24 protein-coding genes, 11 tRNA genes, 1 pseudogene and 1 other annotated feature are annotated in these 26,653 nt (G+C 38.7%); of the genes and pseudogenes, 4 read left to right on the forward strand and 32 right to left on the reverse strand.

Annotation, left to right across the window (positions count from 1 at the left end; genetic code table 11):
- Nucleotides 1-293 precede the first annotated feature (293 nt).
- The 23 genes from QSJ81_RS24945 to QSJ81_RS25055 form a co-directional block, all read right to left on the reverse strand.
- Nucleotides 294-370: transfer RNA gene (locus tag QSJ81_RS24945), tRNA-Met, on the reverse strand.
- 64 nt (nt 371-434) lie between these two features.
- Nucleotides 435-510, reverse strand: a tRNA-Thr gene (locus tag QSJ81_RS24950).
- Nucleotides 511-543: 33 nt separating this feature from the next.
- Nucleotides 544-619, reverse strand: a tRNA-Met gene (locus QSJ81_RS24955).
- A 29-nt stretch (nt 620-648) separates the two neighbouring features.
- Nucleotides 649-733, reverse strand: a tRNA-Tyr gene (locus tag QSJ81_RS24960).
- Nucleotides 734-746: 13 nt separating this feature from the next.
- A tRNA-Thr gene (locus QSJ81_RS24965) sits at nt 747-822 on the reverse strand.
- 79 nt (nt 823-901) lie between these two features.
- Nucleotides 902-978: transfer RNA gene (locus QSJ81_RS24970), tRNA-Met, on the reverse strand.
- Nucleotides 979-1,051: 73 nt separating this feature from the next.
- Nucleotides 1,052-1,127, reverse strand: a tRNA-Thr gene (locus tag QSJ81_RS24975).
- Between the two features lie 33 nt (nt 1,128-1,160).
- Nucleotides 1,161-1,236 (reverse strand) — tRNA-Met (locus QSJ81_RS24980).
- A gap of 78 nt (nt 1,237-1,314) precedes the next feature.
- Nucleotides 1,315-1,390: transfer RNA gene (locus tag QSJ81_RS24985), tRNA-Met, on the reverse strand.
- Between the two features lie 9 nt (nt 1,391-1,399).
- Nucleotides 1,400-1,484, reverse strand: a tRNA-Tyr gene (locus QSJ81_RS24990).
- A gap of 20 nt (nt 1,485-1,504) precedes the next feature.
- Nucleotides 1,505-1,580 (reverse strand) — tRNA-Thr (locus QSJ81_RS24995).
- A gap of 158 nt (nt 1,581-1,738) precedes the next feature.
- Nucleotides 1,739-2,542, reverse strand: coding sequence for an undecaprenyl-diphosphate phosphatase (locus QSJ81_RS25000; protein WP_285720013.1), 804 nt, complete (start codon nt 2,540-2,542; stop codon nt 1,739-1,741).
- Between the two features lie 179 nt (nt 2,543-2,721).
- Nucleotides 2,722-3,981: a diphosphate--fructose-6-phosphate 1-phosphotransferase gene (gene pfp / locus QSJ81_RS25005; RefSeq protein ID WP_285720014.1), complete on the reverse strand. Its 1,260-nt coding sequence runs from the start codon at nt 3,979-3,981 to the stop codon at nt 2,722-2,724.
- 351 nt (nt 3,982-4,332) lie between these two features.
- On the reverse strand, nt 4,333-5,040 hold the full coding sequence (gene sigH / locus QSJ81_RS25010) for an RNA polymerase sporulation sigma factor SigH (protein ID WP_038667682.1): 708 nt from the start codon (nt 5,038-5,040) through the stop codon (nt 4,333-4,335).
- 143 nt (nt 5,041-5,183) lie between these two features.
- The gene (locus tag QSJ81_RS25015; protein ID WP_285720015.1) at nt 5,184-5,699 is read right to left on the reverse strand and encodes an NYN domain-containing protein; all 516 of its coding nucleotides are present in this window, start codon (nt 5,697-5,699) and stop codon (nt 5,184-5,186) included.
- A 70-nt stretch (nt 5,700-5,769) separates the two neighbouring features.
- Nucleotides 5,770-7,122 (reverse strand): VanW family protein, encoded by a 1,353-nt coding sequence (locus QSJ81_RS25020; protein WP_285720016.1) that lies wholly within the window; start codon nt 7,120-7,122, stop codon nt 5,770-5,772.
- Nucleotides 7,123-7,872, reverse strand: coding sequence for a 23S rRNA (guanosine(2251)-2'-O)-methyltransferase RlmB (rlmB, locus tag QSJ81_RS25025; RefSeq protein ID WP_285720017.1), 750 nt, complete (start codon nt 7,870-7,872; stop codon nt 7,123-7,125).
- 268 nt (nt 7,873-8,140) lie between these two features.
- A complete protein-coding gene (thyX, locus tag QSJ81_RS25030) occupies nt 8,141-8,827 on the reverse strand; it encodes an FAD-dependent thymidylate synthase (protein WP_285720018.1) in 687 nt (228 codons plus the stop codon).
- Complete coding sequence (locus QSJ81_RS25035) at nt 8,824-9,324, reverse strand: Mini-ribonuclease 3 (RefSeq protein ID WP_285720019.1); 501 nt, start codon at nt 9,322-9,324, stop codon at nt 8,824-8,826. Before QSJ81_RS25035 ends, thyX begins: the two co-directional genes overlap by 4 nt.
- Nucleotides 9,321-10,766 carry a cysteine--tRNA ligase gene (gene cysS, locus QSJ81_RS25040; RefSeq protein ID WP_285720020.1) on the reverse strand — a complete coding sequence of 482 codons (1,446 nt, stop codon included), beginning with the start codon at nt 10,764-10,766 and terminating at the stop codon, nt 9,321-9,323. The genes QSJ81_RS25035 and cysS overlap by 4 nt, the downstream gene beginning before the upstream one ends.
- Nucleotides 10,747-11,424 (reverse strand): serine O-acetyltransferase, encoded by a 678-nt coding sequence (cysE, locus tag QSJ81_RS25045; protein WP_285720021.1) that lies wholly within the window; start codon nt 11,422-11,424, stop codon nt 10,747-10,749. Before cysE ends, cysS begins: the two co-directional genes overlap by 20 nt.
- A gap of 52 nt (nt 11,425-11,476) precedes the next feature.
- Nucleotides 11,477-11,689, reverse strand: a binding site (T-box leader).
- Between the two features lie 97 nt (nt 11,690-11,786).
- Nucleotides 11,787-13,250, reverse strand: a complete 1,464-nt coding sequence (gene gltX, locus QSJ81_RS25050; protein WP_285720022.1) for a glutamate--tRNA ligase — start codon at nt 13,248-13,250, stop codon at nt 11,787-11,789.
- A 138-nt stretch (nt 13,251-13,388) separates the two neighbouring features.
- The gene (locus QSJ81_RS25055) at nt 13,389-13,655 is read right to left on the reverse strand and encodes a hypothetical protein (RefSeq protein ID WP_285720023.1); all 267 of its coding nucleotides are present in this window, start codon (nt 13,653-13,655) and stop codon (nt 13,389-13,391) included.
- A 191-nt stretch (nt 13,656-13,846) separates the two neighbouring features.
- Between QSJ81_RS25055 and QSJ81_RS25060 the strand changes: the two genes are divergently transcribed.
- Nucleotides 13,847-14,404, forward strand: a complete 558-nt coding sequence (locus tag QSJ81_RS25060; RefSeq protein ID WP_285720024.1) for a rubredoxin-like domain-containing protein — start codon at nt 13,847-13,849, stop codon at nt 14,402-14,404.
- 57 nt (nt 14,405-14,461) lie between these two features.
- Here QSJ81_RS25060 and ispF read toward each other — a convergent pair whose 3' ends face one another.
- From ispF to QSJ81_RS25075, 4 genes and pseudogenes are all read right to left on the reverse strand, one after another.
- Nucleotides 14,462-14,938 (reverse strand): 2-C-methyl-D-erythritol 2,4-cyclodiphosphate synthase, encoded by a 477-nt coding sequence (gene ispF / locus QSJ81_RS25835; protein WP_502929684.1) that lies wholly within the window; start codon nt 14,936-14,938, stop codon nt 14,462-14,464.
- A 54-nt stretch (nt 14,939-14,992) separates the two neighbouring features.
- Nucleotides 14,993-15,679, reverse strand: a pseudogene (gene ispD, locus QSJ81_RS25840) (2-C-methyl-D-erythritol 4-phosphate cytidylyltransferase); the annotation flags it as partial.
- A gap of 227 nt (nt 15,680-15,906) precedes the next feature.
- Nucleotides 15,907-17,034, reverse strand: a complete 1,128-nt coding sequence (locus QSJ81_RS25070; protein ID WP_285720044.1) for a PIN/TRAM domain-containing protein — start codon at nt 17,032-17,034, stop codon at nt 15,907-15,909.
- A gap of 125 nt (nt 17,035-17,159) precedes the next feature.
- Complete coding sequence (locus QSJ81_RS25075; RefSeq protein WP_038667656.1) at nt 17,160-17,654, reverse strand: CarD family transcriptional regulator; 495 nt, start codon at nt 17,652-17,654, stop codon at nt 17,160-17,162.
- A gap of 290 nt (nt 17,655-17,944) precedes the next feature.
- Here QSJ81_RS25075 and QSJ81_RS25080 point away from each other — a divergent pair, with 290 nt between their 5' ends.
- The 3 genes from QSJ81_RS25080 (at nt 17,945) to QSJ81_RS25090 (ending at nt 20,022) form a co-directional block, all read left to right on the forward strand.
- Nucleotides 17,945-18,337: a nucleoside triphosphate pyrophosphohydrolase family protein gene (locus QSJ81_RS25080; RefSeq protein WP_038667653.1), complete on the forward strand. Its 393-nt coding sequence runs from the start codon at nt 17,945-17,947 to the stop codon at nt 18,335-18,337.
- Nucleotides 18,338-18,507: 170 nt separating this feature from the next.
- Nucleotides 18,508-19,671, forward strand: coding sequence for a stage II sporulation protein P (gene spoIIP, locus QSJ81_RS25085; RefSeq protein ID WP_285720026.1), 1,164 nt, complete (start codon nt 18,508-18,510; stop codon nt 19,669-19,671).
- Between the two features lie 24 nt (nt 19,672-19,695).
- Nucleotides 19,696-20,022, forward strand: coding sequence for a stage II sporulation protein P (locus QSJ81_RS25090; RefSeq protein ID WP_285720027.1), 327 nt, complete (start codon nt 19,696-19,698; stop codon nt 20,020-20,022).
- Between the two features lie 29 nt (nt 20,023-20,051).
- Here QSJ81_RS25090 and disA read toward each other — a convergent pair whose 3' ends face one another.
- From disA to QSJ81_RS25115, 5 genes are all read right to left on the reverse strand, one after another.
- Nucleotides 20,052-21,128 (reverse strand): DNA integrity scanning diadenylate cyclase DisA, encoded by a 1,077-nt coding sequence (gene disA, locus QSJ81_RS25095; protein WP_285720028.1) that lies wholly within the window; start codon nt 21,126-21,128, stop codon nt 20,052-20,054.
- Complete coding sequence (gene radA / locus QSJ81_RS25100) at nt 21,125-22,489, reverse strand: DNA repair protein RadA (protein ID WP_285720029.1); 1,365 nt, start codon at nt 22,487-22,489, stop codon at nt 21,125-21,127. Before radA ends, disA begins: the two co-directional genes overlap by 4 nt.
- Before the next feature lie 112 nt (nt 22,490-22,601).
- A complete protein-coding gene (locus QSJ81_RS25105) occupies nt 22,602-25,043 on the reverse strand; it encodes an ATP-dependent Clp protease ATP-binding subunit (RefSeq protein ID WP_285720030.1) in 2,442 nt (813 codons plus the stop codon).
- Between the two features lies 1 nt (nt 25,044).
- Nucleotides 25,045-26,115 (reverse strand): protein arginine kinase, encoded by a 1,071-nt coding sequence (locus QSJ81_RS25110; RefSeq protein WP_285720031.1) that lies wholly within the window; start codon nt 26,113-26,115, stop codon nt 25,045-25,047.
- Nucleotides 26,116-26,118: 3 nt separating this feature from the next.
- Entirely contained in the window at nt 26,119-26,643 is a 525-nt protein-coding gene (locus tag QSJ81_RS25115; RefSeq protein WP_285720032.1) for a UvrB/UvrC motif-containing protein, read from the reverse strand.
- Nucleotides 26,644-26,653 lie beyond the last annotated feature (10 nt).

Here is a 26,653-nt window from a genome sequence, read left to right on the forward strand (position 1 = left end):
ACGTGACCAATTGTTCCAATGTTAATATGTGGTTTATTTCTTTCAAACTTTTTCTTTGCCATTTAAAAATCCCCCTTAATTTTATTTCATAACCATGAAATAGTGGTTCCATTTCAAACGAAAACCCATAAGTCTAGCGCTAAATATCATACCAGCTACAACTTGAGTCTTCTACTTCTGAAATTTTATTATACTTACTTTATTTTACAAAGCTACAATATTCTATTTTTTTATTAAAATTCCTGCTGAACAACAAAAAAACTTCGCCATATGACGAAGTTTTATTACCTGTTTGGTGGCGGCGCAGGGATTTGAACCCCGGACCCTGCGGGTATGAACCGCATGCTCTAGCCAGCTGAGCTACACCGCCATATTTATATTGTCACCTACAGTCCATCTATACTATTAACAATATCTATTCCCATAGTATTAAATGGAGCTAGTGACCGGGATTGAACCGGTGGCCTTATCCTTACCAAGGATACGCTCTACCGACTGAGCTACACCAGCAATATAAAACTGTTTTAAAACAGTTATAAACATTGGTTGCGGGGACAGGACTTGAACCTGTGGCCTTCGGGTTATGAGCCCGACGAGCTACCAACTGCTCCACCCCGCGATGATAAGTAGATCAAATTATTATATATATGGTGGATGGGGCTGGATTCGAACCAGCGAAGGCGGAGCCGGCAGATTTACAGTCTGCTCCCTTTAGCCACTCGGGAACCCATCCATAGACAGCAAAATGGAGCTGGAAACAGGACTTGAACCCGCAACATCCTCATTACAAGTGAGGTGCTCTACCAGTTGAGCTATTCCAGCATCTGTTATGTCACATTGTTTTCCTCAGCGACATTTACTATTATACAACAATCAATTTGTTATGTCAATATCTTTTTTTTGGTGGCGGCGCAGGGATTTGAACCCCGGACCCTGCGGGTATGAACCGCATGCTCTAGCCAGCTGAGCTACACCGCCATATTTATTCATTGTCACTCACTATCCATTTAGGCACTACTAATAATATTGAATATTTTTCCATAGCATTAAATGGAGCTAGTGACCGGGATTGAACCGGTGGCCTTATCCTTACCAAGGATACGCTCTACCGACTGAGCTACACCAGCAATATAAAACTGTTTTAAAACAGTTATAAACATTGGTTGCGGGGACAGGACTTGAACCTGTGGCCTTCGGGTTATGAGCCCGACGAGCTACCAACTGCTCCACCCCGCGATGTTTTATCGAGATTAGTATTTAATATTTTAAACATAGTTTTAGTTTTACTGACAACTAAACTAGTTTTAAAAACGTTGGTTGCGGGAACAGGACTTGAACCTGTGGCCTTCGGGTTATGAGCCCGACGAGCTACCAACTGCTCCATCCCGCGATAATAAGATGGTGGATGGGGCTGGATTCGAACCAGCGAAGGCGGAGCCGGCAGATTTACAGTCTGCTCCCTTTAGCCACTCGGGAACCCATCCAATACAATTTGAAAATAAAATGGAGCTGGAAACAGGACTTGAACCCGCAACATCCTCATTACAAGTGAGGTGCTCTACCAGTTGAGCTATTCCAGCATACCTTTGACGAGATTTAATTATAACACAACAACTAAGTTTTGTAAATATGTTTTTTCATCATTTTCACAACCTGTCATGTGCTGCTTAAATAATATATTACATTTTTCTCATTATGTCAATAGGTTTTTAAATAATATCATTAATTCTTACTTTTTCTAAATTCTACCGAAGAAATAATAGTAGGAAGCAGCAGCCAATAGAAAACGATAATAAGCGAAAGACGCTAATGTAGACTTATTCAAAAATCTAATAAACCAGACAATCGATAGATAGGCTACAACAAAAGCAACAACAAAACCAATAGCGAACATTTGCAGATCTGCAATATTTAATTTATCCCACACCTTTAGCAAATCATATAAACATGCCACTGCCATAAGGGGCACAGCAATAATAAATGAAAATTCAGCGGCAGCAGCACGACTCATTCCGAGTAGAAGGCCTCCTGAAATCGTAGAGCCAGAACGAGAAAAACCAGGCCATAGGGCTAACACTTGAAATAATCCTACCCAGAAAGCTTGTTTCAACGTCATTTTATCTACATCTGTAGTAACTGGACGTTTTGCTACTTTTTCAGCTGCAAGCATTAAAATAGCACCTAAAATTAGTCCAACAATTACAGTGTATGGCGAAAATAAATAGGTTTTGATTGGTTTATGTAATAAATAGCCAATCCCCATCACGGGGACAATACCAGCTAATATATGTTGCATGGACAATCCGCCACCAAACATGCTTACCTTTTGCGGCCTGAGTATGCGAATAAACTTTTCACGATATAAGAAAATTACGGATAAAATAGCACCAAGTTGAATAAATACTTCAAATACGCTAGCCTTCTCGCCTTCGAACCCTAACATACTTCCTACTAAAATCATATGCCCTGTAGAGGAAACAGGCAAATATTCCGTTATACCTTCTACAATACCAATAATTACAGCAATTAAATTTTCACTCAAGTTATCACACATCCTTATTCAATATAAAAAATACCCATAAAAGCTATTATACCGTAAAACCAAGTTCAAATACATCCTTTAATTAATATTCTTTTTTTTCTTAAATAGCACATAAAAAAACAAACTGCAAAAGCGAATGCCACGGGAGCGTGGTATTTGCCTTGCAGTTTGGTTTATGCTTAATCTAATAAATAGGCAAAACGTTTAACAAAATCATCTGGATCTACATTAATCATCAACGCCATTTTCTTCAAATCTGTCTGAGAATACAAATCATCTTTCTCTAAGCGAATCATAAACTCTCGTGCAATACGGTAGGGCACTGAGTCTACATTTACCATACGTACTTGTGTTTTTTTCGTATTCATATCCAATATTTCTTCAAAAGGAATAGGGATAATTACATTATTCTGAATCGTGATTAGAGCGTCCGTGCCATTATTTTTCAGAAATTCAAAGGCAGCAAAACCTAAATTACGAGTGTACTCAATATCAAAAGCATTTGGCGGAGCGCAGCGTAATTCATAACCTATTTCTTTACCTACAATCGTCATCTTTATTCCTAATTCCGCAAGGTTTTTCACGACTGCTTGTTTTAATAATTCAGGGAAGTTTAACTCTGTATAACGGATGTGACCGTGTTCGTCAAAGCATGTACAATCTAATTCCTTCAAATCTTCAACTACGATTTTTTCTACTAATCCCTCAGCAACCACAGCTACACCATAATTTCTTTTACTTGTAAGACGTTTAATAATGGAACCCACTAGAATGTCAACGAGCATCTGTAACCGAATCTTCTTATCACCGAATTCTTCTGGAATAATGGTTAAGGTAGCTCCTGCACTTTTTCCAATACCTAGGGATAAATGTCCCGCAGTACGCCCCATCGCAATTGCAAAATACCAACGACTGGTGGTTTTAGCGTCTTCCATCAAATTGGTAACAAGCTGGCTGCCTAATGCGCGAGCTGTTTCGAAACCAAAAGTAGGGATACCTTCTGGTAAGGGCAAATCATTATCGATGGTTTTGGGTACATGAACTACGAACAGATCAATCCCTAATACCCTTCTAGCATACTCTGCTACCTTACATGCAGAATAAGCAGTATCATCTCCACCAATTGTTACAAGATGAGTGACCCCCATTTCAATTAATGTATTTACTACATTACGCAAATGAGCATCGCTTTTTGTTGGGTTTGCTCTAGCTGTCCCTAATATACTACCACCATCAAGGTGTATTCTACTAACCATATCAATGGTTAGAGGCACAACATTTTTTTCTGCATTACACAAGTGAGTATATCCTTCATAAATCCCTAGTACATTCCACCCATGCTTTATAGCCTCAATTGTTACTGCACTAATTACGCTATTCATTCCAGGCGCTGGACCGCCTCCACATAGAATAGCTACTGTTTTCTTGGATTCCATCATACTATAAATCCCCCTATACATTAATATACTATTAGGCATTACAATACATAATCATATTTCTTTTCATACCTTTTTAGAATCTTGTGTACAGTATAAAATAAATTGTTATATCTCTTCATCAAAAGCAGTAGCATTCTTTTACAAAATAGAATAGTTTTCATTTCTTGGAATATTCTTACTATTCTGTTTCGACATATATAATAAAATCCCTTTAAAGACTGGTCTCATTTTTATAAAAAATACAAATCTTTACAGAGATTTAATAACAATAATAATAAAAAAAAAGAAAAACAAAGCTAACGCTAAGTTTTTCCTTATATTCTAATCATTATCCTTATCACCATAGCCAGACTATCCTTGAGTCTCTTTGCCAAAGCCAGCAAGACCTTTGTACATGTCTTGAATATCGCTATCATCCCCACGATTATCTAGATACCGTTCTAATTTACGTTTCACCCTTTGCAGAGCATTATCAATTGATTTCACATGGCGGTCCAGTTCTACAGCGATTTCCTGATAAGACTTACCATCAAGATATGCCATGAGCACTTTCCACTCAAGATCGCTCAAAATCTCTCCCATTTTCTCTTCAATATCAATAAATTCTTCTCTACTAATCACTAGTTCCTCAGGGTCGGATATTTTGGAACCTGATAATACATCTAGTAGAGTTCGATCTGAATCTTCATCATAAATAGGTTTATTTAAAGATACATATGAATTCAAGGGAATATGTTTTTGCCTTGTAGCTGTTTTTATAGCTGTTATAATCTGGCGAGTTACGCAGAGTTCAGCAAAGGCCCGAAAAGAAGAAAGTTTATCAGTGCGAAAATCACGAATGGCTTTATAAAGTCCAATCATACCTTCTTGAATAATATCCTCACGATCGGCACCAATCAAAAAATATGACCTAGCTTTCGCTCGAACGAAATTGCGATACTTGTTAATCAAGTAGTCGAGTGCGATTGTATTATCACTATCTTTTGCATCAAGCACAATTTCTTCGTCACTCATATTTTCAAATGAGCCATACAAATCGCATTGAGTATTAAAACGCATCGCATCGCCCCCACTCTCAAATTGCTACACATTCACAAAAAGAAAATGCACTAAAGGATTAGTGCTCTAAGTTATGTGTACATGCCACTTCAAAGCAAATTATACCTTACTGTCCTCTATTTCGTCAAGCTTAACTTGTCTAGCTACACCCTTTTACGAAGTTCATGTAGACGTTTTACGACATCACTATTCAAACGCCCCTCTAATTCTTGCCGCCTATAGGTAAGGGGAGACTCTGAAAAACCTTCTTTGATTAACTTATTAACCTTTTTCACATCTTGTAAAAGTTCCCTAGCAGAAATGCGATAAGCTCCTGCCCCTAATATGACCATTTGTTCCACCCAATCAGACGTAACTACATAAACGCGCCTTCTTAGGCGAACCAGATCATAAGACATTTTCTCAATATGACTATCTGCAGTTTCTCCTTCACGGGTATATACAACTGTGATTTTTCCAGTCATCTGTTCAAAGACTCTAGCCCCGCTCACCGCATTCGCATCAAAAACTACGGTAACCTCTAAATTTTGAAAAGCACCATAGCCGGCCATAATATCAATCAGTTTATCCCGAGCATCTTCAAGATTATTTTTATAAATATTCAATTCTGGCCACGCATGAATTACATTATATCCATCAACCAATAGAACATCTTTCATAATAATTCTCCCATAGTTTAAACAGCGGACTGCATTTCATAAACTTTCTATTACATACTCATATTAAATCTCAGTTGCTCTCAATTGAACTTGTAAAAGACGGTTTTTTTGTCCCCACTTTTACAACCGTATCATCTGCTAGATAGATATCCTTCGATAATACTTCTTTTCTAATCTGCCCCTCTTTTGACTGTATCAGCCTTATGGTAGTTACTGCATAACCTGGCTTTCCCTCTTTATCTACTAATGTTTCTCCAATATATAAACTATCATCTTGCTTTTTTATAATTGATGGTAGAAGTTTCTCTTGCTCTTGCGTCCTAATTTCTATTTTTTCTTGTAAAGGCTGCTGTCCCAAAATACCTACTGTTAGTTTATTTCCTACTACTTCTGCCATAACAAGTAAAGGTCCAGGTGTATTATTGACAAATTTAAAATCCAAAGTACCAAATGCTACTGTAGCATCCCGCCCTAAGGGTACATAAGACAAAGGCTTTGAGTGGTTATACCTCTCCGTGATTTTTAGATTTGCCAAGATAGCCGCGTTATACAGGGTTGAGGATACTTGACATATACCGCCACCAACGCCTGGAACAAACTCCCCGTCGACAATTTCAAGAGCTTCCTTAAAGCCGTATTCCTTTTCTCGTGGACCAACTATCTCATTAAAAGAAAAAGCTTTACCCGACTCCAACATCGTTCCATTGGTTTTCCAAGCCGCCAACTGTATGTTAGCGGTACGATTGGTATCTTGCTTATTAAAAGTAGTCGTGTAACTACTCAAAATTTTCTTTATACCAGTAGATGCGATATCATCCACTGTTATTTTAGGATAGAGAATTTTTACTGGTAACGTAACAACGTTGTTATCTGATTTCTTAAAAGTCTCAAGGATAAGAGGCTCCAATGCATCTGACTCCAGACTATACCCCTGTTCTTGAGGAATGATGGTTCCTGCTACCATACTAAAAGTAGCATTACGAGCGGGACGTTCAATCGCCCCTCTCCATTCTTCAAACAGGTTATTCAATTTATCTTTATTATACTTGATGGCAAGAGAAATAGGATAGCCTTCCTGCAAACTTGTCCCAATTTTTTTTATTCTTTCCCACCAGGTTCCAGTCCGTCCGTAACGTAAAGCCTCATCCAAGGTAGTATCCACATCAATATCTAAATCAATGCTGCTGGCATCTACCTTCACTTTTGTTCCGTCATGATATACCATAATTGATTTATTATGATACTCTTTTCTCCATGTTGCTAATAATTCAGCTACTTCTTCTCGACTACGTCCACTAATATCTACCCCTTCTACAGCCACCCCTTTATATACATTAGGATAAAACGATATAAAAAGAAGCGAACCTAAAAAGCCTATTAGCACCATGCCAAGCGCGGTCATCCCTAACCACGTATTTTTCACTTATTTTTTCATCTCCCGTTGTCTGACAACCTCATATAATAATAAAGAACAAGCTACAGAGGCATTTAAGGAACTAATTTTGCCTAACATGGGAATGCGCACTACAAAATCGCAATGTTCTTTTGTTAGACGTCCCATGCCTTTGCCCTCATTCCCTACAACTACAACAATTGGTCCAGTCAAATCTGCATCATAGTAATTCTTTTCTCCGTCCATATCAGCCCCAACGATCCACATACCCGACTTTTTTAATTCTTCTAATGTTTGAGACACGTTTCCAATCCTAGCTACAGGTACATATTCTACAGCTCCAGCTGAAGTCTTGGCTACAGTGCTTGATAAAGGACAGCTGCGTCTTTTTGGCATTAGAACTCCATGTACTCCCGCAGCATCTGCCGTACGCAAAATAGCCCCTACGTTATGAGGATCTTCTAATTCATCTAACAAAACAAGAAAAGGTGTCTCCTCAGGCGCCGTCGCTTTGGATAAAATATCTTCTAATTCTGCATAATCTACTGGCGGTATGCTAGCTACCACTCCTTGGTGTTTTTTCCCTTCTGTCATTCCATCTAGCTTACTTATTTCTACCTCTTGTATTATCAGTCGTTTTTCACGTGCTAAGGCAATTACCTCACGAATAGAACCTTGTCTTTCTCCTTTTGCCACAAATATCTTATTGATTGGGCGACCACTTTTCAATGCCTCCATTACACTATTTCGTCCCATAATAAACTCTTCTGTTTCTGACATTCTGTTTCCCCTCTCTGTCACCAATTGATGACACTCTATTTTTCCCTTTTTCTCATAAGGTATGTATTAACACGTACTACTCTAACATCCGCCGACCTCTGCTTAAGTACATTTACTTAAAAATACGCTTTTATTTGGTCCTGCATTCTAGCGTTAAATCATATGAACCACAAAAACACAAAGGACACAAAGAGGCTTATACATTCTGTTACTCTTTGTGTACCGCGGCAGCGGTATTGTGTCTTTGTGGTTCAGCAAAATTTTAAGACTATTTTTTAGCACTACCTTGCATTGCAGCGAGACGACCACAAGTTAGTTCACCTTCACTGCAATAATTGCCAGTTATGCAAGTAGGACCTGCTTTTTTAAAAAGTAAAGGAGCAGCTTTTTTTACCTCAACTAACATCAGTTCTGCCAATCTTCTAATTTCCCATTGGGCCCTTGCACAACAACGAAGTTCAAAAAAGTGCAATAAGGTTCTAGCATTCATCGTTACAACGATTTTAGTTTCTGCAGCATTAGCCAAACAATATCTAGCGTCTTCTTTATGGACACCTAGGTCAACCAATTCATTATAGGTACTACGAATTTGTTGCATTAACTGTTCAAACTTCTCTTTAGCAACCTCATTCGATGCAATTGTCGGCGGCAGGATATATTCAAAATCATGTTCACTAACATAACGCTGGGATTGTTGGGAATAAGATGCAATCCGGTGACGAACCAATTGATGGGTTAGTACACGTGACACACCTTCTATGGCAAAAGTAAAACTTACGTGTTCTAATGTTGATAGATGTTCCATTTCGACAATTTTACTAACTAGCTTTTCTACTTGCGTGGTAGACATAGTTTCTACTAAATCTTCTGCCCCAACTGGCGAATAGCAAAGCCGGGCAGACATTGCCACCATCCTTTCTGGATCAGGAGTATGAGATATCATTTTTACTTTCATTTCTTCCCCCCGCTATCTTTAGCAGTCTTTGTCATTTCCCGGGAAATAACCGCAAATGCTTTTTCCACAAGTTCTGACAAACGCTCGTAATTTTTTCCTAAATACAGATAACCTAATAGTGCCTCAAAACCTGTACTGTTGCGATATTCAGCCACGGTGGCACTTTTCGGCACTGTTGATTTGGCATTTCGCCCACGTTTAACTATGCTCATTTCCTGCTCTGTCAGCCCACTCTCTAAAGACTGGAAAGCTACAGCTTGCATGGTAGCAGAAACGATTTTTGAGTCAAGTGTATGAAGTACTCTGACCTTATTTTGCTCATAAGATAATAGTGTCGTTCTTACGTACAACGTAAAGTAAGCATCCCCCACATAGGCTAATACTAACGGATGTAAACGTTCCACTGGTATATCTTTATATTTTACTTTTGGAGGTCCATCCCCTTCGCTTTCGCAAAATGCATTTTGTAAAAGAAATTGAAATTGGTCAAATTTCATCGTTTTTTCCACCTTACGCCTTGGGCAGAATCTTCTAAAACAATACCTACTGCACTAAGGCTATCACGGACTTTATCCGCAGTGGACCAGTCTTTATTTTGACGAGCATGTTGGCGAATCTCAATAATAATATCCATCAGTTGCTCAACTAGTTCTTGGTTATCATCCACTTTCTCTTGTTGTCCCTGCACTAAAATTCCTAGTACATTAGCCATCATAAAATATGCTTCGTTCAGCGCTGTATAACCTTCTTTTGTATGCGACACCTTGCCTGCTAACACTGCATTGTAGTATACGTTAATTTCCTTAGCTAAGCCAAACATGACACTAATGGCTAAAGAAGTGTTAAAATCATCATCCATAGCCTTATAGAAATCCTCTATTGCTTTTTGGGACACTTTCTTTAATTCATCCGTCTTATCACTATTACCTGTATCTGGCTGTTTCTCCAAGTACGTTACATTCTCTACTGCCGTACGTAACCTTTCTAGACTGCGTTGTGCCTCAGATAAACGCTCATCGCTAAAATCAAGAGGGCTGCGGTAATGGGTAGATAAAATAAAAAATCGTAATACTTCTGCAGAATAATGTTCTAGAATGTCCTTTACTAAAAAGAAATTTCCTAAGGATTTACTCATTTTTTCTTCGTTTACCGTAATGAAACCATTATGTAGCCAATAACGGACGAAGGGTTGTTCCTCGTCCATAAAGGCTTCTGATTGGGCAATTTCATTTTCATGATGTGGGAAAATCAAATCACTGCCACCACCATGAAAATCAAAACTATTACCTAAATATTTAAGGGACATCGCTGAACACTCAATGTGCCAACCTGGTCTTCCCTTTCCCCAAGGACTTTCCCAAGCAGGTTCACCTGGTTTCGCACTTTTCCATAAAGCAAAATCCATAGGGTGTTGTTTACGTTCATCCACATCCACCCTAGCTCCTGCCTTCATATCCTCAATGTCACGTCCACTTAACTTCCCGTAATCATCAAATTTCTCTACACTATAATAAACATCACCATCAACAATATAAGCATAACCTTTATCCACTAGCCCCTGAACTAGAGCAATAATTTCAGTCATATGCTCTGATACTGTAGGATATATATCCGCCCGAAGGATATTTAACTTATCCATTACTTCAAAATAAGAAGTAATGTATCGGTTGGCAATAGTATCCCATGTCACGCCCTCTGTATTGGCTGCTTTAATAATTTTATCATCTACATCTGTAAAGTTCTGTACATGATAAACCTCATACTTACAGTGAGTAAGATATCGTTTAATCACATCCCAGGTGATAAAGGGCCTAGCATTACCAATGTGAGGATGGTTATAAGGAGTTACCCCACAAACATACATTTTTACCTTTCCTGCCTCATTAGGCACAAACTCTTCTTTTTGTCTCGTCATCGTATTATAAACTCTTAATGTCACGTTTCTCTAACTCCTCTTCTAACTGACTTATCCGTTCTTCCATTTTAAACATATTACGCTGCAAACATTGCATCATCTCTTGCACTGGATCTGGCAAATCATCATGTTCTAAATCAATATCCTCTAATCCATTTACCTTTTTACCATTATGCCACACTACCTGCCCTGGAATACCAACTACCGTGGAATTTGGCGGCACGGCCTTTAATACAACAGAACCAGCACCAATTTTTGAGTTATCGCCTACTGAAAAAGATCCTAATACTTTGGCTCCACTGGCAACGACTACATTATTTCCAATGGTCGGATGACGCTTCCCCTTCTCTTTACCTGTCCCGCCCAAAGTAACTCCTTGGTATAAGGTAACATTATCACCAACCTCAGCAGTTTCCCCAATTACGATACCTGTGCCATGATCAATAAATAATCCCTCGCCAATTGTAGCACCTGGATGAATTTCAATCCCGGTTATAAAGCGAGCTAAATTGGAAATCATACGAGGTAATACTACAAAACCCCTTTTAAAAAAATAATGTCCAATACGATGCAGCCAAATAGCGTGAAGCCCTGGATAACACAACAATACTTCCCATACCGTTCTAGCAGCCGGATCTCTCTCAAATACCACTTTGATATCTTTTTTTATACGAGAAAACATAGGATCTCCCCCCTTTCTTATTGAAATAGTCAACAAAAAGACCACTGTCTCATACAGAGACAGTGGTCCGTGGTTCCACTCTGCTTAGGCATAAAATGCCCCTTAATCGCACAATAACGGCTGCTACCGAGCGGGCCTACTATAACTTCGACCAACCTGTTCTTGGGTGCATTTGGGCGTATCTTACCTAGTATCACTCTCAGCCAGTGGCGATACTTCTCTGGATGGCAGATTTACACTTACTTATCCCAGTCATTACATTTCTAATATATATCTATGCGATATCGACAAAAAAGTGACTTGCATACAGTACCCTTTTTTATCATATATGAAATTATACTAAGGGAAGATAGCAGTGTCAATTAAATTTTAGTTAACGTGGTAGTCAATCGATTAATTATTCTTTCTCTACCAAGCAACGCAACTACCTTATCCAAATCTGGACCATGCATCTTACCTGTTAAGGCAACCCTAAGGGGCATAAATACTTTTTTCCCACCTAGCTTTAATTCTTTTGTAATGCTTTTTAGAAGAGCTTTTACGTTAGGTGCATCTACCACTTCTAATGCTGTTAGTTTTTCGCGGAAACTCTCCATAACAGCAGGAACATCAGCATCTTTCAATACTTGTATCGCTTCGTCATTCTCAAATTCCACGTTATCATTGAAGAATATATCAATATGATTGACAATTTCTGCTGCATAACTAATATATTCTTGCAGCAGCGTTACCACTTCAACTAGCCATTGTTTCTTTTCCCCAGTAATCCCATCGCCAATATAACCTGCCTCTTTTAAATGCGGCATAGCAAGTTCCGTAATTAGTTCCGGGTCCGCTTTTTTGATATATTGGGCACTGATATAATTTAACTTATCGACATCAAAGACTGCTGGATTTTTTGCTACTCGTTCCATAGAAAATTCTTGAATGAGCTCTTCTATTGAGAAGAATTCCTTTTCTCCACCAGGAGACCAACCTAGAAGAGCCAAGAAATTGACGATTGCTTCTGGCAAATATCCGAGCTTCCGGTAGCTATCAACTGCCGTTGCACCATGACGTTTGCTCATCTTTGTACGGTCAGTGCCTAAAATGAGGGAAATATGCCCAAAAACTGGAGGAACAAACCCTAATGCCTCATATAAAACAACTTGCCGAGGAGTATTTGATAAATGTTCCTCGCCACGAATGACATGAGTAATCTTCATTAAGGCATCATCCACTACTACGGCATAGTTATACACAGGAACCCCGTCGGATTTAACAATTACAAAATCACCAACACCATTGGAGTCAAAACTTACCGTATCACGGACCATATCTTTAAACATAATCTGTTGATTTTCTTTTACATGAAAACGTACAGTAGGTTTTACACCTCTTTTAACGAAACCTGCCTTTTCTTCTTCTGTAAGATGACGACAGCGACCGCCATAATGGGGGTTTTCACCCTTATCTAATTGCGCCTGCCTTTCTGCTTCAATTTCTTCTTCACTACAGTAGCAATAATAAGCCTGTCCATTTTCTAGCAATTGTTTTGTATAGGTATCATATGTATCTAAACGCTCCGTCTGGCGGTAAGGTCCATATGGCCCTCCTACATCAGTACCTTCATCCCAGGTAATACCTAACCAATGAAGAGCTTCTTTAATTCCCTCTTCTGATTCCTTTGTAGATCGCTCCAAATCCGTATCTTCAATTCGCATGATAAATTTACCATTAAATTTTTTAGCCAATAACCAATTAAATAAAGCCGAACGGGCACCACCAATATGAAAGGGACCTGTTGGACTTGGCGCAAACCTTACTCTAATCTCTTGCTGTAACATGTAAACTTCCCCCCAAAAACTTCTTTCTATACCGATTCATTTTTCGTTAGTTCCATATAATTCTAGCAGATTCTATATATTTATGCAAAAAAAGCTTTTGGCACTTGCCATATAGTCTAGCAAGTGCCAAGCAATATCTTATTGCACTTTTATCATAAACAATCCATCTCTAATATCAGGTGCAATAAAGGTTGTTTTTGTATTGGGAAATCCCGCGACTGGCTTAGCGCCATCAGCTAAAAGCGCAATTCGCCAAACCATCTGATTGTCGTACCAAAATTCTGTGCAGGTAGTACCATCCTCTTGCTTTATAATATTTATATTGAGCATATACTCTGCAGCCAGTACAACATTCGGCCAGATTAGCATTACCATTGCAAATAAAATACATATACTCTTGCGCATAAAATAATCCTCCCTATCATTATCACTAGGACAAATAAAATCCAGATTATTTATAATATGTATCTTCGCACAAATTTTATACAAATACTCCTTAATTCTACAATATTTTTCTTAAAAATACAGGAAGAATGGAAAACTATGGTGAATTAAAACTAAGATAACAATATTAAATATTACTAGGAGGTCGTAACATGAAAACTTATGTTAGATGTAAAGCTTGTGGATTTATAATGGATGAGAACCATGTAGATGACCTATGTCCTGCCTGCGGATTACCAAAAACTGTTTTCGAGCCTTATACAAAAAAAATCTCTGAGCGTCGCACATTTATTATTGATCAGCATCTTCATCCGATCAGTGTGCATTTTCCTCAAGTCTTTATGGCTGTTATTATTTTTATGCTATGTCTTGCTTTTGGAGTCGACGATCCTTTAAGAGGAGAATTCCTCATTGCGGCAAAACTTTCTATTATCGCCTTTCCCTTTTCTGTACTTTTAGGTTTCATTACAGGAATCATTGACGGTAAAATCCGTTTTAAAAAATTAAAAACACCTCTTTTAATCCGTAAAGCAATTGTTGGAGTTATCCTTCAAGTATTATCCATTGCTATTTTTGTGCTATACCTGGTAAATGGTTTTACTGCAAGTAACATGATCATTATTATTATTTTGAGTATCTTATCTACAATCTGCGGCATTTATCTTGGGAAAGCAGGTTCTAGTATGTTTAATTCTATGATGCCCGGTTAAGTAAGATTTATAAGAGACAAAACTGCCAGCCTTCTTGAGGCTGGCAGTTTTGTTATCTTATCTCTTAAAGATGGAAGCCACAGCATGAGCAGCGATGCCTTCTCCCTTACCAGCAAATCCTAGCCCCTCTGTTGTTGTAGCCTTTACATTGACTTGCCCCAAATCAATTCTTAGAGCAGCAGCAATATTATGATTCATCTCAGGGATATACGCTGCTACTTTAGGACGTTCTGCTACAATCGTGGCATCAATATTATTTACTGCATAACCATGTTCCTCAAGAATGTCTCCAACCCTCTTTAAGAGTAAAATACTAGAAGCTCCTTTATACTGTACATCTGTATCAGGAAAATGCTTACCAATATCACCTAACGCAGCCGCCCCCAAAAGAGCATCTTTAATAGCATGCAGTACAACATCCGCATCCGAATGTCCCTCTAATCCATGTATATAAGGTATTTCAACACCACCTAATATTAGCTTTCTTCCTTCTACTAATTTATGAACATCATATCCCATACCAACTCGTACCATGCTTTCAGCTGCACATCCTTTCAGTTCCCTCTTTCTTTCTATCAGCAACGCCTCAGCTATCGTTAAATCTTCTGGTGTCGTAATCTTAAGATTATCATAACTACCAGGCACTATCTTTACCTGTATACCCAATCTTTCAACAAGAGAGGCATCATCCGTCCCAATATAGCCCTCCAGCCTAGCCTTCTCATATGCTTGCTGCAAAAGATGTGCATCGAAGCCCTGAGGTGTTTGTATCGCCCATAAAGTACGCCTTTCGGGAGTACCTGTGACCCATCCATCTGCATCAACTGTTTTAATCGTATCTTTCACAGCTACAGCAACTACAGCAGCCCTATGCATACGAGCAGCTTTAATCACAGCCTGAATGCAAGATTCTGTCACAAGAGGTCTCGCACCATCATGGACTAAAACTACCTCTGTTTCCTTTGAGACCACCTTAAGAGCATTTGCGATAGAATGTTGTCGTTCACTACCACCTATCACTACTTGCCACGCCTTTATTCCTCTCAAGCTACTGAGCATAGTTCTTACTTGTTCTACTTCATCAATGGCAACTACGACAACTAGATTATTTACTTCAGAACATGCTGAGAAAGCTAATACACTATGTAACAGCACAGGCATATTAACGAGTGGCAAAAAGACCTTATTACTGCTCGTTTTCATCCTCTTTCCTTGTCCTGCAGCTGGTATGATGACTGTAACCACTTTATTATCCTGCCTTTCCTTTAGTTCCATTATTTATTATTGTATAACCTAATTGTTCTATCTTTCTGTCAAATTACCCTCTTTTAAATTGAATGTAGGATCTCTTTGATATTACAAGAATACCTACACCCCCTTGCATATACAGCTAATTTTTCTGAAATAGACCGGCGCGAAAACGACTTACCGATTCCGCAAAAAAAAATGTCTTCAAGCCTGCTTAAGAGCATAACTTGAAGACGTGATGACTACTTTTTTGCTTACGCACCTTTTTCCATGCCTTTAGGTTTAGCAAAAATCATTCGTCCAGCAGCAGTCTGTAGCACTGAGGTTACTAATACACCGATGGTATCCCCCATGTGTTTTTTACCACTATCAACAACAATCATTGTACCATCATCAAGGTAACCGATACCTTGACCAAGCTCTTTACCATCTTTTACAACATGAACTACCATTTCCTCACCTGGCAACACGACAGGTTTCACAGAATTTGATAATTCATTAATATTAAGAACCGTTACACCTTGCAACTCAGCAACTTTATTTAAATTATAATCGTTGGTGACAAGCTTTCCCTTAAGTAATTGTGCCAATTTAACCAGTTTTGAGTCTACTTCAACAATATCCTCAAAGTCCTGTTCATAAATCTCTACATGCAAACCTAACTCCTTTTGCATACGATTTAAGATATCTAAACCTCGGCGCCCACGATTACGTTTAAGCAAGTCTGAAGAGTCAGCAATATGTTGCAATTCCTCTAGTACAAATACAGGAACTACAAGAATTCCTTCCACAAATCCACTTGTACAGATATCCGCAATACGCCCATCAATAATGACACTCGTGTCTAGAATTTTATAGTGCGGTTTAGTAACTACTTTTTCCTTTTGCTTCTCTTTTCCTTTCCATGAGAAACCTACTAATAGTCCAACTATTTCTTCACGCTTATGAATAGCAATATTTACCCCAAGATAACCTAAGATTATACTAATAATTCCTGGAACATAGCTACCAATAATCGGTATATGCATAAATGCAGATCCAATTAAGTTAGAAATAATTAAACCAACAGCCAGTCCTATCGAGCCTGCAATAACATCATACACTGGCATTTTATTAAGCCTTGCTTCTATCCAATACGTAAATTGCCATAAATATTTGATACAAAAAGGTGCTAATAGATAACCAATTATCCCACCTGCTAAACCACCAAATGCAGCTAGCAAGATAGTGACCATCGTATCACTGCTGCTGATAAATCCTACCCGCAAAAATTCATCACTCACTATAGATGACAAGAAAGAACTGGTTCCTAACCACTTTGCTGTCATTACGCCTGAAATAGCCGCTAATAGTGCAATGATAAATCTCAAAATTTTATCCAACAAAATTACACCTCCTTTACTATTTATTATTATATAAGACTTTCCGCATTCCCACAACCCTAGTATCTTTACAATATAGGGTGGAAACATTATCTATTATATCCTAACATTAACAAAAAAATACGTCAGTTGCCTGGCGTATTTTCTTGCATTAACTCATCTATCCATTCTTCTATACTACCCAAATCTTTACCACAAGCTAAAACTAGTTCACTAACCATAATTTTTCTCGCGGTTTCGAGTAGTCTTCGTTCACCAGCTGACAGTTTTTTTGAATTATCCTGGAGCATAAGGTTCCGAACAACTTCAGCCACTTCATATATACTGCCAGTTTTTATTTTTGTTAAGTTTAAATTAAATCTCTTATTCCAACTAGCCGTTTCTTGCACTGAAGTAGCCCTTAGTATATCTACAACTTTGGTAATTCCTACTTCGTCAATCACTTCTCTAAGACCAATATTTTCAACATTTTTCATAGGAATCATCACTCTCATACCACCGTAAGGCATCGTAAGAATATAATAATCTTGCAGTTGTCCAAACACTTCATGCTTTTCAATTGCCTCAATGACACCTGCACCATGCATGGGATATACCACTTTGTCCCCTATAGCTAACATAGCATCAACTCCTATGCTACGTAGTATAACACAAATAAAACACATTGTCAAAATTGTATATTTTAGCATAGCGCAATAATTATTGTCAAACATTATTTTATTCCCTTATGATCGCTATTTTTGACGGAAATCGTGAATTACCTACTTAAATGGCTAATTATAGCCATTTAGAATATTATGAATTTAATTAAGATTTACATAAAAAATTTTAAATTGCAAATTCATCTTCTACAATATTGACAATCATAGATTGATATTTATATAATTAATACAAAGTGAGGTGTTTCGTAATGGATGAAAAATGCTCTGATTTCCAAACCGCTGTAGATGATTACTTAATTCGCCATCGCAGTATCCTTGATATTATGACAAAATACCAAGAGGCAAGTGCCAGAGTCAATCGTGCTTTTGCCAAATCAGTTACAGAATGCGGTTGCGTAACAGTAAATGCCACCCGCCAGCAAGCACCTGCTGACATCGAATATAGCCACTTGAAAAAGTTCATGTCTTCTCATTTATCAGGTGAGCCTTGCGAACAGTGTAAAGAAATAATAACCAAAGAATTAGGACATAGTCTATTTTATTTAGCTGCACTTTGCAACTTATCAGGAATTAGCCTCAATGAAGTAATGCACAAAGAATGTAACACTGTTACCACTTTGGGATTTTTTCATTTATCCTAATATTGGACAATTAAAACTGCTTATTTCTACTGTAAAACGCGACTAATAATAGTCGCGTTTTTTTATTACATAAAGAAATTAGCATAGGGACATGATACAAATATGCAGGAGGTTGTGATTATTTTTGCCATCCTCAATGTCGCTTATTTAAAATGTAACGGGGTGAAATCATGTCTACTTTCCTAGTAATAATCATCACGCTCCTATTCTCATTTTCTTCCCTTCCTTACGCTTTGGCCGCCAATTCCTCCGATAGTGACGAAGTAGCATCTGGCTATAACACGATAGTGGATGAGAATAATAATGTTATTTTACAACTAGGCCTAACCCTTCATGTTGGTGATGAATATATTAACGAGGATAATAATCTTTATGAAATTACTCTTATTGAAGGCTCGTTAGCTAAAGCTCGCTTTATTAAAGCTGAATCAAGTCTTTCTCTACGTACCATTTCGATACCCGTCCAAGGAACACCAGCTGGTTATCAGCCGCTAATTGCCATTTATCACACTCACAATGACGAGTCATATATCCCCACTGATACTGTTGCAACTGAGCCAGGTAAAGGCAGTATTATGTTGGTAGGCGATAGTCTAAGTAATCGTCTTAATGAGTTAGGTTATCAAACGGAACATGACAAAACCCTTCACGAGCCTCACGATGCGAATGCTTACCAGCGTTCTAGACGTACCTTTATGAGATTACTGGAACGTCAGCCTGCAGCATTGTTTGACATTCACCGTGATAGCGCACCGCTTACATACTATCAAACAACGATCAACGGAGAAGATACTGCGAGAATCTTATTAGTAGTCGGCCAGCAAAACCAAAATCGTGAAACGACTCTGCAATATGCCAAGACAATAAAAGCGAATGCGGATGCAACCTATCAAGGATTAATTCGTGGTATATTTATTGCCCATGGAAATTATAACCAGGATTTAAATCCTCATTCTATGCTCGTCGAAGTGGGTACCCAATACAATACAAGAGAGGCTGCACAACGTAGCGCTGCATTATTTGCCGATGTCATTCCATCTATTATTAGTCCAAATCCAATGACTGCTGCTCCTTCACCAGCCGCCGTGTCAGATGCAGAAAATTCCCCTCCTACAACAGACACTGCTCAAGGGATTGTAGCAAATGTAGTATCAGAAGAAAATAAAGCTGCGCTTTATGATATCTTCTCAATTGCAGGCGCAGTACTCGTTAGCACTATCGCTTATCTTTATCTTAGCACTGGCAGTTGGCAAGAAGCCAAGAATAAGCTCTACAAATTTTATAAATATGAATTCACTAATTTTTTAGGCCCACGCAGAAAAAGAAAAGATTAATACATCTCCCAAGGAGTTGTTATCATGGTATTCAAGCGTCCTTTTCTATGGTTAACAGGGGGCATTTTACTGGTAAGCATTATTGCTTTCAGCTTTTTACATCTCTTGCCTCTTAATATCTTTTCAATTCAACAAAAACCAGAACCAGAGCCTCAAAAAGTATATGATTACTACCTCGTTGTTGATGAAAAAGATGGTCATACCTTGATGTATGTACCTTTAGTGGTATCTGTTGGAGATGAAGTTCTTTCTGAGGAAAATAAACTCTATAAAGTTGTAAGAATAGAAGAAAACCGAGCTTATGCTCGGTTTGTCGAAGACATTAATTTAGAAAAATATAAAAAGAAATAATATCATATCTACCATCATCTGTATTACATTCATACATGACGGTCTAGCAGTGCTTGTTCTCGCACTCGCTTTAGGCCGTCCTTTATTGTTTTTGCCCGAACTTCACCAATCCCCTCTACATCGTCAAGTTCGGTAGTGGTTGCATTATAAATACAATGTAAGGTTCGGAAATGGGTTACTAAATTATCTACAATAGACATAGGTAACCGAGGTATGCGGCTCAACACCCGATAACCTCGAGGTACTACAGGTATATCTAGCGCATTCGGGGTCGTTCCGTAGCCTAATATACGGCATATAGTATAAGGTTCTAAACTTTCCTCTGGCAATGCAGCTAACTGTTCACGAACCTGCTGAAAATTCTGAGCCCCATTACAATAGTCTTTAAGCAACAGTTCCATATCGTCTTGTTCAGATAATAATTCTTCCATTTGCATATTGACCAAGCGACCTTCACTGCCTAATTCTATTATATGACGCTCAACTTCTCTAGCAATCCGGTTCACATGTTCAACACGAATAACAATCTCAGCCACGTCCAATAATGTAACAAAATCTTCGAACTCTAAGGCACTTAGATTCGTTAAACTCCTGACTAAAACCTTACGATACTTTTCCAAAGTTTGTAACGCTTGGTTGGCTCTGCTTAAGCTTACTGTAATATCTTTAAGAGTATACCTTAAGTTACCAAGATACATGGTAATTAGATTACGTCTTTGTGAAATTGCAATGACAAGTCCTCCGGTTTGCCTTGCAACCCTTTCCGCCGTACGATGCCTTGTACCTGTTTCCGTTGTAGGAATTTTGGAATCAGGAACTAATTGAGCATTGGCATATAGGATATGTTTTAAGTCCGAAGACAAAATCAAAGCACCGTCCATTTTACCTAATTCATAAAATCCTGCAGGAGTGTACTCACAATTTAAAGAGAACCCACCATCTACCACATCCATTAAGGGCTGATTATTACCAACAAGCACTAAGACGCCCATCTTCGCCCGCAAAATATTTTCCAAACCTTCTCGTAGGGGTGTCCCAGGTACTAATTTCTTAATTGTTTTAATAAATTTTGCGTCCCATAATTTATCTTCTCGGTTCTTCGTCATACAAACACTGCCTCCATCGCTTCTAGTACATTACTCACTCCGACTATTTTAAGTCCTTGCTGGCGAATTTTAAGTCCAGTCATATTCCCCGCAGGAATAACAAACCGTTTAAAACCCATGGTAGCTGCCTCACTAATACGTACATCTACCCTCGACACCATACGTACCTCACCAGTCAAACCAACCTCCCCCATAACAACAGTTCGCGCATCAAGTGAAACGTTGCGAAAACTAGAAGCGACAGCTAAGATGACAGCTAAATCTGCTGCAGGTTCAGTAATACGAATGCCTCCTACTGCGTTTACATAGGCATCTTGGTTGGCTAAGGTTAAACCTACCCTTTTTTCTAATACCGCCATTAGAAGAATGAGTCGATTGTAATCAAAACCAGCCGCCATACGTCTAGGCATGCCAAAACAGGTTGTACTAACCAAGGCTTGAATCTCAATAAGTAAAGGTCTAACTCCCTCCATACAAGCAAGAACTACTGATCCTGGTGCACTTTCTGCTCTTTCAGACAACAGTAACCCGGAAGGATTTTTTACCTCCATTAAACCTTCTTCTTCCATGGAAAAAATTCCACTCTCATGGGTAGAACCGAAACGGTTTTTTATCGCCCTCAAGACACGGAAAGCATAACTTTTTTCACCTTCAAAATATAGAACCACATCCACCATATGCTCTAAAATTCTCGGACCGGCAATGTTACCTTCTTTTGTCACATGCCCAATTATCGCAATCGGGATTCCACTTTCTTTTGCTAAACGTAAAAGTTTTCCAGTGGATTCACGCACCTGGCCTACACTACCTGGAGCGGAGGGAATTTCTGGACTATACATAGTCTGAATCGAATCAATAATCATCAATGCAGGCTTAAGACGATTTGCAGCTACTGCGATATCGTCCAGATTGGTTTCCGTCATTATCAATAATTTATCACTTAATTTGTTAAGACGCTCAGCTCGCATTTTCGTTTGTGCGGCCGATTCTTCACCAGAGACATATAATACCGTTCCATATGTTTGACTTACACTGCAAGCCACTTGTAAGAGCATAGTAGATTTACCAATACCAGGGTCACCACCAATTAAAATAAGAGCACCTGGTACAATACCGCCACCTAACACCCGATCAAACTCTCCTACACCAGTTGCTAATCTTGGTACTGGAAAGTTATCCACTTCCGTAATTGGACGTGGTTTTGCACCACTACTGGTACTATGGCGATTTTTCCCATCTACCTTACCTAACGTTTCCTCAACCATGCTATTCCACGCTTCACAACCTGGACACCGCCCGAGCCATTTGGGCGAATCAGCACCGCACTCTTGGCAGACAAAATGAATTTTAGTTTTAGACAATCCCGTTACCCCTTCTCAAAAAACAAGCACTTTATAACACGCAAATATATAGTTGCTATTATAAAGTGCTCTTCGCTTTATTTCATTTGTTTTCCTGCAAAAATGGCATTATTTATTGTTTTTTCGTCAATTTCACTTTTCCGTCTTCATCCACATCAATCAACACGGTATCGCCACTTGTAACTTGCCGGCGCAGCATTAATTCAGCGATTTCGTCTTCTATTAATTTTTGAATAGCACGTCTAAGTGGCCTAGCGCCATAAGCATAATCTCGCCCTTCTTTAACTAGTTCTGATTTTGCCCTATCGCTACATTCCAATGATAAGTTATTATCCTGCAAACGCTTACTAACTTCCTCTAGCATAATGTCGACAATCTGAGTCAGTTCTTTATCGTTTAGACTACTAAATACGATCAGTTCATCAACACGATTAATAAATTCTGGGCGGAAAGTTCGTTTTACTTCTTCCATAACTCTATTTTTAGCATTTTCAGCTTCATTATTTACTTTATCATCTGCTAAAAATCCTAAGGCAGTATTATCTTTTCGTAAGTGCTTAGCCCCGACATTGGAGGTCATAATAATTACTGTATTCTTGAAATCAACTTTACGACCTTGACTATCTGTCAACCTCCCATCTTCTAACACTTGTAACAAAATATTAAATACATCAAAATGGGCTTTTTCTATTTCATCTAATAAGATGACTGAATAAGGTTTACGCCTTACTGCATCCGTCAGCTGACCTCCTTCATCAAAACCGATATACCCAGGAGGTGCACCAATTAAGCGAGATACTGTATGTTTCTCCATATACTCTGACATATCTAAACGAATCATAGAATCTTCATCACTGAACAAAGCAGCAGCCAATGCTTTTGCTAGTTCCGTTTTACCAACACCTGTTGGTCCTAAGAAAATAAAGGAACCAATGGGACGTTTTGGATCTTTAAGCCCTGCTCTAGCTCGCCGCACTGCTCTGGCTACTGATTTGATAGCATCGTGCTGACCAATTACTCTTTTATGCAATTCCTCTTCCAGATTTAGTAAACGTTCCGCTTCTTCTTGGGCCAATTTTTCAACGGGAATACCTGTCCAAACCGCTACAATATGAGCTATCTCTTGACCAGAGACGACAAGTTGCTCGTTGCCTTGCTGTTTCCATTCTTTTTGTTTGCTATCTAATTCTTCTTTTAGCTTTTTTTCTTCATCACGAAGACGAGCTGCCTGCTCATATTCTTGTACTGCAATGGCGGCTTCTTTTTCTGTCTGCACTTGTTTTAATTCTTTTTCTAGTTCTTTCACATTGGTTGGTGAAGAAAAAGTTTTAAGGCGGACTCTTGCTGCGGCTTCATCCATTAAATCTATGGCCTTGTCTGGTAGAAAACGGTCGGAAATGTAGCGATGGGATAGGGTAACTGCAGCTTCAATCGCTTCATCAGTAATACTAATCCGATGGAAAGCTTCGTACTTATCACGGATGCCCTTCAAGATGCTAATCGCATCTTCTACAGATGGTTCGTTTACTGTAATTGGCTGAAAACGACGTTCCAAAGCCGCATCCTTTTCAATATACTTTTTGTACTCATTGAGGGTGGTAGCACCAATTACTTGTATTTCACCACGAGCTAAGGTAGGTTTTAAAATATTTGCGGCATCTATGGCCCCTTCTGCCGCACCAGCACCAATTAAGGTATGCAATTCGTCAATAAACAAAATTACATTACCATCTTGCCTTACCTCTTCCATAACTTTCTTTAGACGTTCTTCAAATTCACCCCGATACTTAGAACCTGCAACCAAGGAAGCCATGTTAAGAGATACAACTCTTTTTACTCTGAGCATCTCAGGCACATTGTTTTGCACAATACGTTGTGCTAAGCCTTCTGCAATTGCAGTCTTGCCTACCCCAGGCTCACCAATCAATACAGGATTATTTTTTGTACGTCGACTCAAAACTTGTAAGACACGTTCAATCTCTATCTCCCGCCCAATAACAGGATCAATTTTCCCCTCTCGAGCTAATTTATTAAGATCGCGGCCAAACTCCTCGAGGGTAGGTGTATTGGAATTTTGTTGTTTTCCCCCAGCTTGTGGATTTACTCCCTGCCCTGAAGGAGCAAACCCACTCAAAAGTTCCGTTACTTTTTGACTTACTACTTGAACATCAATGCCAAGTCCATTTAGTATTTGGGTTGCTATGCCTTCCCCTTCTTGCAATAGACCAAGCAATAAGTGCTCTGTACCCACGTAATTATGGCCTAAGCCAGCTGCCACTTCAATTGCTAACTCAATACAACGTTTAGCACGAGGTGTATAGGCTACTTGTGAGTTATTCCCTTTGCCGCGCCCCACGATTTGTTCTACCGCAGAACGAATGGTTTCAATCGTAATATCTAGGGATAATAGCCCTTTTGCTGCTACCCCCTCTTTTTCATGCAGTAAACCTAACAATAGATGTTCTGTACCTACATAATCATGACCTAACCCCACCGCTTCTTGCTGTGCAAAGTATAGAGCTTTTTGCGCTCTTTCTGTAAAACGTCCTAACATTTTATTTCTCCTCCTTCATAAACTTATCTCGAATAACTTGAGCCCTTAATTTCTTACGATCATTTCCACTTAGTTCAGGACGACAGCTCATTTTTTGTAAAAAATTTGGTCTAGTAATCACCATAAGTTCGTTAAAATTACATTCTGGAACATCCTTGATAATTTCCAATTCATATCCCATTCGTACATCACTGAGAAGGGACAATGCCTCTTGACCTGACATACTACGGGCATATTTTAAAATACCGTAAGACCGCCATACCCGGTCAGCTAGCATATCTGTAGTCTCTGCATATAGACCACCCCTGGCCGTTCGTTCATGATCTACTACTTGCTTGACTACACTGTACAAATTATCAATAATCTCCTGTTCCGTAAAGCCCAGGGTAAGCTGGTTAGATATTTGAAAAATGTTCCCCACCGCTTCCGTTCCTTCACCGTATAAGCCTCTAACTGTCAAACCAAGCTGAGTTACGGCATTTACGATTCGATTAATCTGTCCTGTGAGAACCAACGCAGGTAAATGTACCATAACAGAAGCTCTGAGTCCCGTACCTAGGTTAGTGGGACAAGAAGTTAAATACCCTAATTCTTCATTAAAGGCAATCGTATGCTTATTTTCAATAATATCATCTACTTGATTGGCACTTGCAAAAGCTTCCATTAAGTTAAGTCCCGGCATTAAGCATTGTATCCGCAGATGATCCTCTTCATTAACCATAATGCTTACTGTTGTATCCTGTTTTATAATTAGGGCTCGATTCCCTGCTTCACGGGCATGATTGGGACTAATAATATGTTTTTCAACTAATACTAACCTTTCTAATAGAGGTAACTTTTCTAAATCAAGAAACATATACTCTGACTGTCCATCTATATTTAAATCACATAAAGACTGTTTAACCTGAGCCACGATCTGAGACAGTTGTTCTGCATTGGCCCTTTGTGGAAAAGGTATTCCCTCCAAATTGCGCGCCAAGCGAATGCGACTGGCAAGAACAATATCACCATCTTGTGCACCACTACTCATCCAGTACACGAAAGGTTGATTCAGCAAATTTTCAATTGTCATTTGCTACTCCTCCTTGCCCTTTAAGCCAATTTCTTTTTCTAATTTTTTAATATCATCCCGCAAGATAACAGCTTTTTCATACTCTTCATTTAGTACATACTGCTCTAATTGCTGACGCAAATTCTTGATTTGCTGCCTAATCTTCAATGTACTCCCACTACGTTTAGGGAATTTTCCAGTATGACTACTTGCACCATGAATTCGTTTTAGTAACGGATCAAATTGTTCTCCAAAAACCGTATAACAAGCACTACAACCTACTTTTCCTTTTCGATTAAAATCATCATAAGTCATTTTACACTCGGGGCAATGAGCTTGCCCTTCGACTATTTTAGAATCAGCAAAAAGTCCATGATTAAACATACCTTTTAAAAAGTCATGAACATAGAACTGAGTATCAAATGCTAAACTAATTTCACCGGCAGCTTTTGCACATTCAGCACATAAATTTCTTTCTGTTTTTTGATTATTTACTATTTTGGTAATATGCATACAAGCTGTACGTTTATTGCAATCATCACACAACATATTACACCCT

Origin of the sequence: Pelosinus sp. IPA-1, from assembly GCF_030269905.1 — a bacterium.
In the GTDB taxonomy this organism is placed as follows: Bacteria; Bacillota; Negativicutes; order DSM-13327; family DSM-13327; genus Pelosinus.